Annotated in this window: 15 protein-coding genes; 14 read left to right on the forward strand and 1 reads right to left on the reverse strand. The window is 43.5% G+C overall.

Annotated elements, in window-relative coordinates:
• A partial coding sequence (locus tag DW015_RS12505) for a PDDEXK nuclease domain-containing protein (RefSeq protein ID WP_117905871.1) occupies window positions 1-768 on the forward strand: 768 nt, incomplete at its 5' end.
• A gap of 198 nt (window positions 769-966) precedes the next feature.
• Here the strand turns inward: DW015_RS12505 and DW015_RS12510 are convergent.
• Window positions 967-1,425: a helix-turn-helix domain-containing protein gene (locus DW015_RS12510; protein ID WP_117905859.1), complete on the reverse strand. Its 459-nt coding sequence runs from the start codon at window positions 1,423-1,425 to the stop codon at window positions 967-969.
• Between the two features lie 712 nt (window positions 1,426-2,137).
• Between DW015_RS12510 and DW015_RS12515 the strand changes: the two genes are divergently transcribed.
• The 13 genes from DW015_RS12515 to DW015_RS12570 all read left to right on the forward strand — a co-directional run bounded on the left by DW015_RS12515 (window position 2,138) and on the right by DW015_RS12570 (window position 12,282).
• A complete protein-coding gene (locus tag DW015_RS12515) occupies window positions 2,138-2,443 on the forward strand; it encodes a DUF4314 domain-containing protein (RefSeq protein WP_117905860.1) in 306 nt (101 codons plus the stop codon).
• A 61-nt stretch (window positions 2,444-2,504) separates the two neighbouring features.
• Entirely contained in the window at window positions 2,505-3,791 is a 1,287-nt protein-coding gene (gene dcm, locus DW015_RS12520; protein ID WP_347501071.1) for a DNA (cytosine-5-)-methyltransferase, read from the forward strand.
• Entirely contained in the window at window positions 3,775-4,533 is a 759-nt protein-coding gene (locus DW015_RS12525; RefSeq protein WP_242993291.1) for a phage antirepressor KilAC domain-containing protein, read from the forward strand. Before dcm ends, DW015_RS12525 begins: the two co-directional genes overlap by 17 nt.
• Window positions 4,533-4,901 (forward strand): hypothetical protein, encoded by a 369-nt coding sequence (locus DW015_RS12530; protein ID WP_117905863.1) that lies wholly within the window; start codon window positions 4,533-4,535, stop codon window positions 4,899-4,901. The genes DW015_RS12525 and DW015_RS12530 overlap by 1 nt, the downstream gene beginning before the upstream one ends.
• On the forward strand, window positions 4,902-5,054 hold the full coding sequence (locus tag DW015_RS13505; protein ID WP_181979928.1) for a hypothetical protein: 153 nt from the start codon (window positions 4,902-4,904) through the stop codon (window positions 5,052-5,054).
• Window positions 5,023-5,220, forward strand: a complete 198-nt coding sequence (locus tag DW015_RS12535) for a hypothetical protein (protein WP_117905864.1) — start codon at window positions 5,023-5,025, stop codon at window positions 5,218-5,220. The genes DW015_RS13505 and DW015_RS12535 overlap by 32 nt, the downstream gene beginning before the upstream one ends.
• A gap of 122 nt (window positions 5,221-5,342) precedes the next feature.
• Complete coding sequence (locus DW015_RS12540; RefSeq protein ID WP_117905872.1) at window positions 5,343-6,170, forward strand: DNA adenine methylase; 828 nt, start codon at window positions 5,343-5,345, stop codon at window positions 6,168-6,170.
• 4 nt (window positions 6,171-6,174) lie between these two features.
• Window positions 6,175-6,450 carry a hypothetical protein gene (locus DW015_RS12545; RefSeq protein ID WP_117905865.1) on the forward strand — a complete coding sequence of 92 codons (276 nt, stop codon included), beginning with the start codon at window positions 6,175-6,177 and terminating at the stop codon, window positions 6,448-6,450.
• Window positions 6,447-6,881: a DUF3846 domain-containing protein gene (locus DW015_RS12550; RefSeq protein WP_117905866.1), complete on the forward strand. Its 435-nt coding sequence runs from the start codon at window positions 6,447-6,449 to the stop codon at window positions 6,879-6,881. Before DW015_RS12545 ends, DW015_RS12550 begins: the two co-directional genes overlap by 4 nt.
• Window positions 6,882-6,903: 22 nt before the next feature.
• Window positions 6,904-7,269 carry a SpoVG family protein gene (locus tag DW015_RS12555; protein ID WP_117905867.1) on the forward strand — a complete coding sequence of 122 codons (366 nt, stop codon included), beginning with the start codon at window positions 6,904-6,906 and terminating at the stop codon, window positions 7,267-7,269.
• A 104-nt stretch (window positions 7,270-7,373) separates the two neighbouring features.
• Complete coding sequence (locus DW015_RS12560; protein WP_147338166.1) at window positions 7,374-7,661, forward strand: hypothetical protein; 288 nt, start codon at window positions 7,374-7,376, stop codon at window positions 7,659-7,661.
• 39 nt (window positions 7,662-7,700) lie between these two features.
• Window positions 7,701-8,300: a transglutaminase domain-containing protein gene (locus tag DW015_RS12565; RefSeq protein WP_117905869.1), complete on the forward strand. Its 600-nt coding sequence runs from the start codon at window positions 7,701-7,703 to the stop codon at window positions 8,298-8,300.
• A 259-nt stretch (window positions 8,301-8,559) separates the two neighbouring features.
• Window positions 8,560-12,282, forward strand: a complete 3,723-nt coding sequence (locus DW015_RS12570) for a SpaA isopeptide-forming pilin-related protein (protein WP_207659389.1) — start codon at window positions 8,560-8,562, stop codon at window positions 12,280-12,282.
• Window positions 12,283-12,306: the final 24 nt, after the last annotated feature.

Consider the following 12,306-nt stretch of genomic DNA (forward strand, 5'->3'; position numbering starts at 1 on the left):
AATTCTTGTTCGAATAAAATGTGTCAAGTGATATTGACAAAACCACTGTGTGCCGAATTGAGCTGGTCGCATTATCGCATACTTATGAAGATAGCCGATAAGCCTGCCCATGATTTTTACACAGAAGAATGTGCAAAATCAGCGTGGAGCGTCCGCCAGCTTGAACGGCAGATCAATACAATGTATTATCAGCGATTGCTTGCAAGCAAGGACAAGTCCTCGGTGGCAGAGGAAATACAGACCAGCACGCCAAAGCCAGAGTATGAGAAAGCGATAAAAGACCCGTATATCATGGAGTTTTTGCAGATAAAGCCCGATACTCATGTGTATGAGAGCGACATTGAACAAGCTCTGATAGACCACTTACAGCAGTTCCTTTTAGAGCTTGGACGTGGATTTTCCTTTGTATCACGGCAAAAGCGCTTTACACTTGACGGTCAGGACTTTTTCATTGACCTTGTTTTTTACAACTATATCCTCAAATGCTTTGTGTTGTTTGACCTTAAAACAGATAAGCTCACGCATCAGGACTTGGGACAGATGCAGATGTATGTCAACTATTACACCAGAGAGCTGATGAACGAAGGCGATAATCCGCCGATCGGCATTGTGCTTTGCGCGGAAAAGAACGACGCTGTCGTGAAATACACTCTGCCTGAAGGTAACAACCAGATATTCGCTTCAAAGTATTTCACCTATCTGCCGACTGAAGAAGAATTGAAACGGGAGCTGCGTATCGATGAGTTTCAAAAGCTTGATGAAGAATGACAATGCAATATATCATTTGTGGATACTACCGGCACTAAACGTAAGATTTGAACTCATGAGAACTCTTAAAAAATAATTCCGTCGCAATAATTGATAATGTATGTATAACCGCTATATTTAGCAGAATTTGGGCAGTCGTGTCCATGCAATAAAAAAAGCAAGCAACCATTTTTGAAAACAGGCTGCTTGCTTTGCTTTTTATCTGACCGCCATATAGCAGTGTCTGCTGACTTCGTGCTTATCTATCTCGCAAATCAATTCACCATGCTCGCACAGCGGCTTCAGTAGGTAGTCCCGACAGAAGCCTGTGCCGAGATTAAGGTGCTGTGCTATCTCGGTTATAGTTTTGCGAGTGCGGCAGAAACGGAGCACTTCACGCTGATAATCACGGACATCAGGCTTGTCGCTGACTGCGTAGACCGCAAGGTATTCAATCACCCATTCTTTTGGAAATAGCAGGCGATTGCCTAAGTTATAATGCCGCAACATACCACAGTTTTTGAGGTTCAGCACGGTAGCTCTGCCTACTCCGAGCATCTTCATTACTTCCTTTGTACCGAGTGCATCGGGATAATTTGAATACAGCTTTCGGAGCTTCACTACTGTCCTGATCTGACTTGAAGTCAGGTCCCAATCGTTATCAAAACTTGTATCCATGTGGCTTCCTCTTTTCTCATTTTATTTAGTTGCTGAAGCGGAATTATACATATTTCGTTAACGGTGTACACAAAAACCGTTCACAATCGTATCTAACACTTTTCTAACACTTTTCTAACACTTTTGAGACTTTTTTTCACGATTTTTGCTCAGATGTTGCTATCAGTCAAATACGTTAATATAGGCATTTGCGGAGCTTCGATTGTCACACTCGGCTAAACACAGCCATTTATCGCCTGATAGGCTGATACGTTCCGACACCAATTGGAACGTGCTGACACGTACTGAAAAACGTCAGGCATGGCTCCAAAACCGCGTGCCGAGGGTTCGAATCCTTCTGCCCCTGCCATACTTGTGCAATAAAATAGATGCACACCTCGAAAAGCTCGTATTTACGAGCTTTTTTTGCGTTTTGAGAGCGAAATTTTCAGGTGTAAAACCGTAGATGCTTTTTCGTTAAAAAAGGATCTGAACCCTCAACAATTGAATATTGTCAAGCATTCCGGCAAGTTATGAGCATATTTTGCTCCCTACTTGCCGTATTTTTATGAAAAAAAGTTTCACGAAGTTTTAAAGGCTGTTTTGTCTAATATCACGAATTAATGTGATGTTAAACGAAACAGTCTTTTTTGTTAGCACAAGAGAGAGGGTGATTCCAATGTGGCAGGTATACCATTAAAAGAGATCAAAAATTAATTCAACAGGAGGCAATATGATATACAACCAAAACAAGGTAGAAATACTGAGACAGAGATATCCGGAAGGAACAAGGATCTGCGTTGACTCGATGGACGACTACTGTCCCTTTGAAAGCGGAACCTGTGGTACGGTTGAGTTTGTGGATGATGCAGGTACTCTCCATTGCAAATTCGATAACGGAAGAACGCTCGGAGTTATTCCCGATGTGGATAAGTTCCATAAAATTGATCAGGAACAGACTCAGACCGATGAGCAAACAGAAGAAATTACGGAAACTGAGGATATTGAAGAATCTGAAGAAATGAATATATCAATGTGACGGTCAAGTTTTGAAAAAAAGCTTGGCCGTTTTTTTAATGAGGAAAGGAACGTGGTAAATGATAAAATATTTCGATATCTTCGCAGGTATCGGCGGATTTCGCTCAGGGCTTGAAAAAGCAGGTGGATTCAAGTGCGTCGGTTACTGCGAGATAGATAAGTATGCAAAGAAAGCCTATGAAACTTTGTATGATACGGAAAACGAGGTGTATTACGATGACGCAAGAAAAATTGACCCAAACGAACTGCCCAATCTCGACCTTATATGCGGAGGATTCCCTTGTCAAAGCTTTTCAATCGCTGGAAAAAGGGGCGGCTTTGACGATGCAAGAGGAACTCTCTTCTTTGAAATTGCCAGAATTGCCGCCGTCAAAAAACCTAAATATCTGCTCCTTGAAAATGTTCCCGGACTGCTATCGCATAACGAAGGCAGGACGTTTGCGACCATCCTTAGTACGTTGGATGAATTGGGGTACGATGTCGTATGGGAAGTGCTTAACAGCGCAGATTTTGGTGTACCCCAATCCAGAAAAAGAGTGTATATTATCGGATTTCATAGAGAAAAGTGTTCCGGAAAAGTATTGTCTTTCACAGACGCAAATCCAAAAACTCTTGTCAAAAGAATTTCAGGCAGAGAGGGAAACAGAGTATATTCAGCCGACGGACTGAGCATAACCCTTACAAGTCAGGCTGGCGGTTTTGGAGGAAAAACAGGTCTTTATGAGATAATCGGCCTGCCGATAAAATCAAAAACTAAGTCAGGCTATCAGATAGCTCTGCCCGGTGACAGTATTGACCTTGCATACCCAAATATGAATTCAAGGCGTGGGAGAGTAGGAAAGGAGATAGCTCATACCCTTACAACAAGCTGTAATCAGGGATATTACGCATTGGGGATAGATATGAATCCCGACCCGAAGGTCACAGAGCTTGCAAGATGTATAACCGCAAGACAGGACAGCGGTATTGGTCATCACAAAGGCGAAAAATCCGGAGTTGTCCTCATAACAGACCCGATAGCCGTGCTTACTCCCGAAAAGGAAAAAGTCCGTCAGCAAGGCAGAAGATTTAAACTTCCAAACGAGCCTATGTTTACTTTGACCGTTACCGACAGACACGGGGTTGTGTACTGCGGGTATATCAGAAAGCTTATGCCGTTGGAGTGCTGGCGGCTGCAGGGCTTTACCGATGAGCAGTTCAACAAAGTCAAAGCCACAGGAATGTCTGACGCTCAGCTTTACAAACAGGCAGGAAATGCGGTGACAACTAATGTTATCGAGGCTCTGGCAAAGTATATTTTAGATATTGATAAGGAGAATGTGAATGGAACAGATGATCAAAATTTTTGAAAACGAGAAGTTTGGTCGGATCAGGACTATAACTAAAGACGGGGAACCGTGGTTTGTGATTGCAGATGTATGCAGAGCCCTTGAAATCAGAAATTCAAGGATGGTTGCCGGTCGTCTGGACAGGGATGAGCTGATGTCAGTTAAACTGACATCAGGTGGTCAGCGGCGTGAAATGACCGTAATTAACGAAAGCGGACTCTATGCGGTTATTATCAGAAGTGATAAGCCGCAAGCACAATCTTTTCGTAAATGGCTGACTTCCGAGGTAATTCCAACGATCAGACGCACAGGTGGTTACGTCAGCAACGAGGAAATGTTCATAGAAAACTACCTCCCATTTCTCGACGAGCCGTACCGTGACCTGTTCAGACTTCAGATGACGGCTATCGAAAAGCTGAATGAACGTATCAGACACGATCAGCCTTTGGTGGAGTTTGCAAATCAGGTGACAGGAACAGATAACCTAATCGACATGAACGCAATGGCAAAGCTTGCAAGAGCCGAAAATATCCCTGTGGGCAGAAACAAGCTGTACGGCTGGCTCAAAAGAACGGGTGTACTGATGTCAAACAATCTGCCATATCAGAGATATATCGACAGAGGATATTTTGCGGTCAAGGAGTCGGTATTCGAAACGGACGGTCTGAAAAAGACATATCAGCAGACGCTTGTGACCGGAAAGGGGCAGGTGTTCATAATCGGACTGCTGAAAAAGTATTACGGAAAGGAGATTTTGCAGTAATGGATATTCAAGGCGTTACTCTTGACGAGCTCAGAAAAATGAAGGACATCGAAGGTCTTGTCCTGCAGGGCTGCGGCGGTCAATTGCATGGCTGGGTGAACGGCATAAACGATATGCTGAAGGAAAGCGGAATATTGCAGAACGGCAGTAAATTTGAAAAAGCATTCTCTTTTAAAAACGAGGACCTTACCTGTCTGCTATTTCCCTTTGAAGATGTTCAGCTTGATGTAGGAAAGCTTGCAATATGGCGGCTCCGAACGAGGGAGGATTTCGGAAGCACATGGCTGTCGGACTATGTTGAGAACTCGTTGGGAGGATATATTCAGGAGCAGTCGGAAACCGAAGATTTAGAAATGGAGATGATGTAAATGACGTATTTGTTCATTGGAATGATGATAGGTGTTATCATCGGAACAACGATAGGTTCTCTTGCCGTTGCTTTTAAGTCTGCGGAAAAAGAGATCGCACGTCTTGATAAGGAGGTCAAAGATGCACACAAACAAAGTAAAAGCGAAAGTTGACTTCAAGTTCTGCATGGGAAGTATCCCTGCAATGCTGAGAGCCACAAAGCCTGTGCTTTCGGAAAGGCAGTATAAAGAATTATGTACTGAGGTTAACAAGGTCGACGGCTATCTTGAGCAGAAACGCATAATATTCAGCTATGTAGACCCAATATTCAAAGGGTGAGGTAAGCAAAATTAAATAACAACTAGGGTCGTTTTGCCAACAGCAGATAAAAATCTGGTGCTTGCAAAGCGACTTTTCTGCTGTTGGTTTTAACGGCAGAAAGGAAGAAAATGAACAGTTTTATGTCATGGGTAGGAGGGAAAAAGGCTCTCAGGGACGCCGTGCTTGCAAGATTTCCGCCTTACTATGAACGATATATCGAGGTTTTCGGAGGTGCAGGCTGGGTGTTGTTCCATAAGCCGCCGGGTATGGATTTTGAGGTGTATAACGATTTTAACGGAAATCTCTCAAATCTTTATCGGTGTGTGCGTGATAAACCCAATAAGCTGAAATACAAGTTGCGGTATGTCCTCAATTCCCGTGAAGATTTTGACCGTATCGCTTTACTTCATAAGCGTGGGATTTTTGAAAAGCTATGTGATGCAGACAGAGCGTCAAAATTCTATCAGCTCATAAGGTACAGCTATGCTTCGGGTCTTGACAGCTTTGCAAGTCAGCCGCATTCGATATGGTCTGACTTTCCGATGATAGATCTGGCGGCAAGACGATTGCAGAAAGTAGTGGTTGAGAACAAAGATTTTGAGAAACTCATTAAGCAGTACGACAGACCCGTCAGCTTTTTCTACTGTGATCCGCCGTACTTTGCTACTGAAAATTACTACAAGGACGTGGGATTTAAAACAAAAGACCATATTCGACTGCGTGATACGCTTTTGGATATCAAGGGCAAGTTCTTGGTTTCATACAACGATTGCCCCGAAATACGGGAGATATGGGATAAGCCGAATATCCATATCGATGAGATAAGCATGCTGAATAATCTGGCTCAGCGATACGACGGAGGCTGTCAGTATGCGGAACTGCTGATTTCAAATTATGATACAAGCGAAAGAGCAAAGGCGGCTTGTCAGCTTTCGCTGTTTGACGATGAAACAATTTTGGAGGTTTAATTTTATGAAAAATATGATATACACAAAAGGATTTATCAACAATTCAGGGGATATAGAAGTGCCCGGTGTATTTTTGGAAGAAGGTGCGGAAGTCGAACTGAAAATATCGGTAGCGAGGGGTAAATTTGAAATAGCACTTTTCCCCTCAGAGGACAAAGTACCGTTCCGTGACTGTGGAATCTCGGAGGAAGAGATACAGCGTACCTGTTCCATGTACGAAGACTGCGACGGGTGTCCGCTTAATGACTACTGCGAAGAGGAATCGGAGGTGGTTTCATGAAAATACTTGTGTTTGAACCGATGAAAAAGCCGTATGTGAAGGATATTAAAGATAATATTCACGCTATGCAGAAAATTGTGGGCGGCAGCATAGAACCCATATATTTTGAACCAAAGCAGGACGCAATCGTCTGGTGTAATGACGAATTTCTGCTGAACGGTTCAGAGCCTAACAGGATTGTGGGTGCAACACTTGTCCACGGCACTTTTTACATCTCAGGCAACTATCAAAATGAATACGGCGAGTGGGATAGCTGTTCACTTACCGATGAACAGATTGAAAAGTACAAGGAGCAGTTTTCTCATATGATAGTTGATCTGCCGGGCATAGGTCTTGTGGCTGTGAATGAGTGTCACCCCGAAATTGTCCAGTCGGAAGAAGTAGCCGAAGATTTAGAAGATTCGGAAGAACCCGAAATTACAATGTCATAAATGAAAGGAAAAGGTGATGCAAATGAAAATTTCAGCAACGATCAACAGACTGGTGGACAAGCCCGACAGCAACATCAAAGCGTTTGCAAGCGTAAGCTTTGACGGATTTTACGCTGTTCACGGTATCAAGGTGTGTGAGAGCGAAAAAGGGCGGTTTGTTTCCATGCCGTCAACTCAGTACACCGACCGTGACGGGAACAAGCAGTATCAGGATATTTTCCATCCCATAAGCAAAGGTGCAAGAAATGCACTCAACCAGGCGGTTCTGAACGCCTATGATATCAAGCTTCAACAGGTTCAGCAGACCGAGATCGAGGTGGAGAATTCTCCCGATGAGGAGATGTCCGATGATATTTCCGATGAACCTGAACCGGAAATATCAATGTAGTACAAAGGCAGGCTGTGCAAATTGTCACAAAGGTAGAACTTTTGCAAAAATGCTGGATTTATACAAAAAGGTGTGATATATTGCTTGACAAGGAGCGTGATGATATGAAAAGAGCGATATATATTTCAATACTTTGCACAGTAATGCTGACTGCCTGCGGGAATGTATCGGAGTCCACGGAAAGCGAAAGCTCTTCAGTAACTAGTCAAACTACGGTCACGGCTATAGTTTCTGCAGAAACATCTGCAAAGGAAGAAATGGATACAAGTGAAACCGCAGTAACAACGAAAAAGAGTTCGCAGAGGGTATCCGAGAATTCAAAGCCGACAGATATCACAGTAACTACGACCAAGAAATCCGGTTCTTCAAATGCGAACGGAAATTCTAATTAGGGTCAGAATAATAACGGTCAGGAAAATAACTATCAGCCTGTGCAGAATGATCCGCAGCCCGATAACTCGCCGTCCGATAATAACCGGAGCAATAACGGAGCGGAACAGAATAACGATCCGACGCCTCCGACTACAACTGCAAAGCCTGCGGTAACAAATCCGCCCACTACTACAACTCCAAAGCCGCAGATTACAGTACCGCAGACTGAACCGCCTGAAGTTGTAATTGAAGATACAACAAACTTGCAAAGTGTTCTGAATTATGTAAATTCGCTTGGAAGATCAATCGATGAATATTACAATATAGGTACAGGGTTGAGTCACGATGGTTCTGATTATGGAAAAGCCGAAGCGGTGTATAATTGGATTCTGGATAATGTCAGCGGAAATTGTCAAGTGTTCTCAGTGGCAACAATGTATGCCTGCAAGGGGATCGGGCTTGAATGTCGGTATGCGTTTTTCTCCCACGATGACTGGTATGGACACATGGCAAATCTGGTAAACGTGGGCGGAGCATGGTATGTGTTCGACACACAGGGCGGCAGATTTTTTAAGTCGGATAAATACGGTGATATTACCCGGATATTTGATGAAAATGACAACACGATTGAACTGTCGGTAAGCGAATCTGCTTACTAATTAAGTAAACAACAAAGTTGCAATAAAGAGAGCCGATTTGGCTCTCTTTATTTTGCTCAAAATCAAAGGAGAAATGCAATATATGTTTAAAATTAAATCCAAGATTTTAAAGAAACTTGGGCAAGCGAATACGTCGCTTCGTCTTTTTCATTTGCGTGCTTGCCCTAAGAGTTTGCCTGCGGCAAACTCCCAACTTTTACGAAAGCTTACAACAGGGTTCATGGCAGGACTCTGTGCTTTTTCTATGTTCGGTTCATCTATGAGCGGAGCAATCACAGCAAGTGCCGCAAGCACACCTATGGAAAACCCGGCATTCCCGTCAGCGGATACGGTGATCGCAAAGGCGGCGACCTTGCTGGGTACACCGTATACCTATGGAAACAAGGGCTACTGGTATGCGTATGATCAGGGTCAGTACACTCCGCTGTCGGTGCAGACGATCAACAACCTCGGTATCGACTGTTCGGGTCTTGTGTACTATACTCTTACGCAGCTTGGATACAAAACATCGGGGTTCAGTTGGAACAACCCTGTGCCTGTTGATACAGATCATTGGCTTACAGTCAATGATAACTGCACCATAACTTACGACGGAAAGACTTCAAAGGTCGAAGTCGAAAAGAAAAACATCAAGACAACGGACCGCCCGTATTGGGAGTGTGCTGACGGTTCGGTTATTACAGCAGGATCTGTGGTGGTCGCTCAGAATCCGGGTGGTGAGGATCACGCTTGGATATATATGGGCGAATTTGATTCAAGAAATGATGTAATAAGCTACCTTAAGTCTATCGGCGTTTCGGAAAGTCTTATCAATTCCAAAACAGTCGGGGACGGCACAGGCGCAGGAGGTACACACTGGAGAATCGAATCAAACGGTTCTGAGGGCGTTGTTATCAACAACAAGACTGACGGTAAGACCGCTACCGCTATGAATATGTCGGCGTTCAGAATTACAAAGACAGATGTTACCTTTGAGATCGATAAGTACAATACGGACGGTGATCTTGTAGGAAAATCAAGTGTTGACAATTCCACAGCGGTATACGGAATCTACAGTGACAAGTCCTGTACCAAAAAGGTTGGCGAAATCACCATAGGCGCTGACGGCACAGGTAAAATTCAACTTCCCGACAGCACTTATTACGCAAAGGAATTAAAAGCTCCTACAGGTTATTCTATTGACCCTACTGTTTATACAATCAAAGCAGGAAAAAACAAGGTGACAGAGGATTTCAAAACAGGAACAATTAAAATTAACAAAACCGCAGAGGACGGAATCATCAGCGGCAGGAAGTTTAAAATCACCTATTCATACAATGGAAAATCGCTCTCTGAAACTGCCAAAACCAATGCAAACGGAATTGCAGCCTTTGACGATCTAAGGGTTTATGATATGTCTACGGGTAAAGCAATTACCTATACAGTATCCGAGATCAATGTAGATACAAGATACGAAGTCCCTAAGGCTCAGAATGTTACGCTGACAAGCGGAGATGTTGATCTGACTGTGAATGTGAAGTTCAACAATCAGCTTAAAACGGGCTCGATAAAGATCAATAAACATTCTGAGGACAATCAGAACGACGACAGAGAGTTCACTATTACGGGCAACGGTAAGACTTACACAATAAAAACAGGTTCGGACGGTATTGTAATCCTTTCCGATATTCCTGTTTACAACAGCAATAATGAGAAGATCGTGTACACCATTTCCGAGAAAAATGTTCCCGTAAAGTATGTTGTTCCTGCAGATCAGACTGCAACCCTGACGGCGGACGCAACAACAACCAAGAAATTCAAAAATATCCTCAAAAAGTTTACGGTTGAGGTGACAAAGCAGGATTCCAAAACAGCATCAGCACAGGGCGACGGAACACTTGCGGGAGCTGTTTACGGACTGTACAAGGACGGCGAGCTTGCCGATACCTATACGACCGATGAAAACGGATATTTCAAGACAAAAGAGTATGTCTGCGGAAACTACACTGTTCAGGAAATTTCACCAAGCGAGGGCTATCTCCTTGACGAAACAGTTTACTCAGTTGGTGCAGAAGCTGAAAATTATTGCATTGAGCATAACTCACTTCCTATGACAGTGACTGAGGACGTTATCAAGGGAAATATCGCAATCATCAAGCATTCCGATGACGGCTCTACTCAGATAGAAACTCCGGAAGTGGGAGCTGAATTTGAAGTGTATCTGAAATCTTCGGGTTCTTATGCAAATGCTGTTGAAACAGAACGTGATCATCTGACTTGCGATGAAAACGGATTTGCACAGACCAAGGATATGCCATACGGAATTTACACCGTGCATCAGACAGTTGGCTGGGAGGGTACTGAGTTTATTGCTGATTTTGATGTCAACATCAGCGAAAGCGGACAGACCTACCGCTATCTTATCAACAATGCAAAGTTTGAAAGCTATATCAAGATTGTAAAGGTGGATTCCGAAACGGGAAAAACAATTCCTTACGAGGGTGCCGGATTTGAGATCTATGATTCAAACGGTCAGAAGATCTCTATGATGTTTGCCTACCCGACGCCAACTACGATCGATGTGTTTTACACTAATTCTGAGGGCTATCTGATCACTCCCGAAGTTCTTCCCTACGGTGAGTATTCACTTATTGAGGTTCAGGCTCCTTACGGCTATGCGCTTGATAAAACTCCCGTAGCATTTTCGGTTTCCTCAGAAAATGCAGAGAAAGAAAACTCGTTTACTATTGTCAAAGTTGAAAAGCAAAATACCGCTCAAAAAGGAAAGATCAGCGTTCGGAAAACAGGCGATATTTTCACAAGCGTGACAACGGCATCATCTGCTTACACAGATGAAAACGGCGAGATGATAGTAAATCCGACCACCTTCACTCCCGTGTTTGCAAGCGGAAATCTTTCCGGTGCAGTATTTCAGGTGATCGCTGTAGAGGACATTGTTACGCCCGACGGAACAACAAGAGCTTATGCCGGAGATGTTGTTTCGGAGATCACGACAGACGAGAACGGTTATGCTGAAACTGAGCCGCTTTATCTCGGCAAGTATGAGGTCAGAGAGATAAAAGCTCCCTATGGTTATGTGCTGAACAATGAGCCTAAAGATGTTGAAGTGACATATGCAGGACAGGAATTTGAGGTGAGAGATACTGTGAATACAGCTTTTGAAAATGAGTATCAGAGCGTGAGGATCTCGCTTTCTAAGGTTATGGAAAATGATGAACTGTTCGGGATCTACGGCAATGACTGCTATACAAGCGTTCGTTTTGGGCTATTCGCCGCAGAAGATATTACTGCCGCTGACGGTTCTGTGATTCCTGCGGACGGACTGCTTTCAGAGGTTTCACTTGCTGAGAATATGACTGCAAAATTTGATGTACAGATACCTTTCGGCAGGTATTATGTTCAGGAAATTGCAACCGAGGGACACTATATTCTTAACGGTGAAAAGTATCTTGTAAACTTCGAATATATGGGACAGGACATCCGGACTGTGGATATTGACTGTGGACAATTCGTAAATCTTCTCAAGCGTGGCAGGATAGAGGGTCACAAGGTAGATGACAAGAGCGAACCTCTTGAAAATGCTGTGTTCGGTCTGTTTACTGCCGACTGTGTGAGGTTCAGCAGAGATACTACAATAATGACTGCCGCTTCAGATGAAAACGGATATTTTGTGTTCGACGAAATCCCCTATGGCGAGTATATTATTCATGAGATAGAAAGTCCAAGGGGATATATTCTTAGCGGTAAGGAATATGCTGTCAGCATTGCAGAGGACGGAGAGGTTATTGAGATAACTGCGGAAAACAAGCCTGTTACTGTTGAGATATCAAAGCGTGATGTGTACGGAAACGAACTTGTGGGTGCTGAAATGGTGCTTGAAAATACTGACGGTGAGACAGTTGATAAGTGGACTTCCGACGGCAAAAATCACATTGTTTCAAAGCTTGGTGCGGGTGAATATGGTTTTGTCAATATCACTTGACACATTTTATTCGAACAAGAATTA

The organism is Ruminococcus sp. AF37-20, assembly GCF_003460465.1.
Lineage (GTDB): Bacteria > Bacillota > Clostridia > Oscillospirales > Ruminococcaceae > Hominimerdicola > Hominimerdicola aceti.

What these genes read in the sequence shown, in the direction of transcription:
- DW015_RS12510 (WP_117905859.1), bottom strand. Translation starts at nt 1,425, where the DNA reads ATGGATACAAGTTTTGATAACGATTGGGACCTGACTTCAAGTCAGATC.
- DW015_RS12515 (WP_117905860.1), top strand. Translation starts at nt 2,138, where the DNA reads ATGATATACAACCAAAACAAGGTAGAAATACTGAGACAGAGATATCCG.
- DW015_RS12525 (WP_242993291.1), top strand. Translation starts at nt 3,775, where the DNA reads ATGATCAAAATTTTTGAAAACGAGAAGTTTGGTCGGATCAGGACTATA.
- DW015_RS12530 (WP_117905863.1), top strand. Translation starts at nt 4,533, where the DNA reads ATGGATATTCAAGGCGTTACTCTTGACGAGCTCAGAAAAATGAAGGAC.
- DW015_RS13505 (WP_181979928.1), top strand. Translation starts at nt 4,902, where the DNA reads ATGACGTATTTGTTCATTGGAATGATGATAGGTGTTATCATCGGAACA.
- DW015_RS12535 (WP_117905864.1), top strand. Translation starts at nt 5,023, where the DNA reads ATGCACACAAACAAAGTAAAAGCGAAAGTTGACTTCAAGTTCTGCATG.
- DW015_RS12540 (WP_117905872.1), top strand. Translation starts at nt 5,343, where the DNA reads ATGTCATGGGTAGGAGGGAAAAAGGCTCTCAGGGACGCCGTGCTTGCA.
- DW015_RS12545 (WP_117905865.1), top strand. Translation starts at nt 6,175, where the DNA reads ATGAAAAATATGATATACACAAAAGGATTTATCAACAATTCAGGGGAT.
- DW015_RS12550 (WP_117905866.1), top strand. Translation starts at nt 6,447, where the DNA reads ATGAAAATACTTGTGTTTGAACCGATGAAAAAGCCGTATGTGAAGGAT.
- DW015_RS12555 (WP_117905867.1), top strand. Translation starts at nt 6,904, where the DNA reads ATGAAAATTTCAGCAACGATCAACAGACTGGTGGACAAGCCCGACAGC.
- DW015_RS12560 (WP_147338166.1), top strand. Translation starts at nt 7,374, where the DNA reads ATGAAAAGAGCGATATATATTTCAATACTTTGCACAGTAATGCTGACT.
- DW015_RS12570 (WP_207659389.1), top strand. Translation starts at nt 8,560, where the DNA reads ATGAGCGGAGCAATCACAGCAAGTGCCGCAAGCACACCTATGGAAAAC.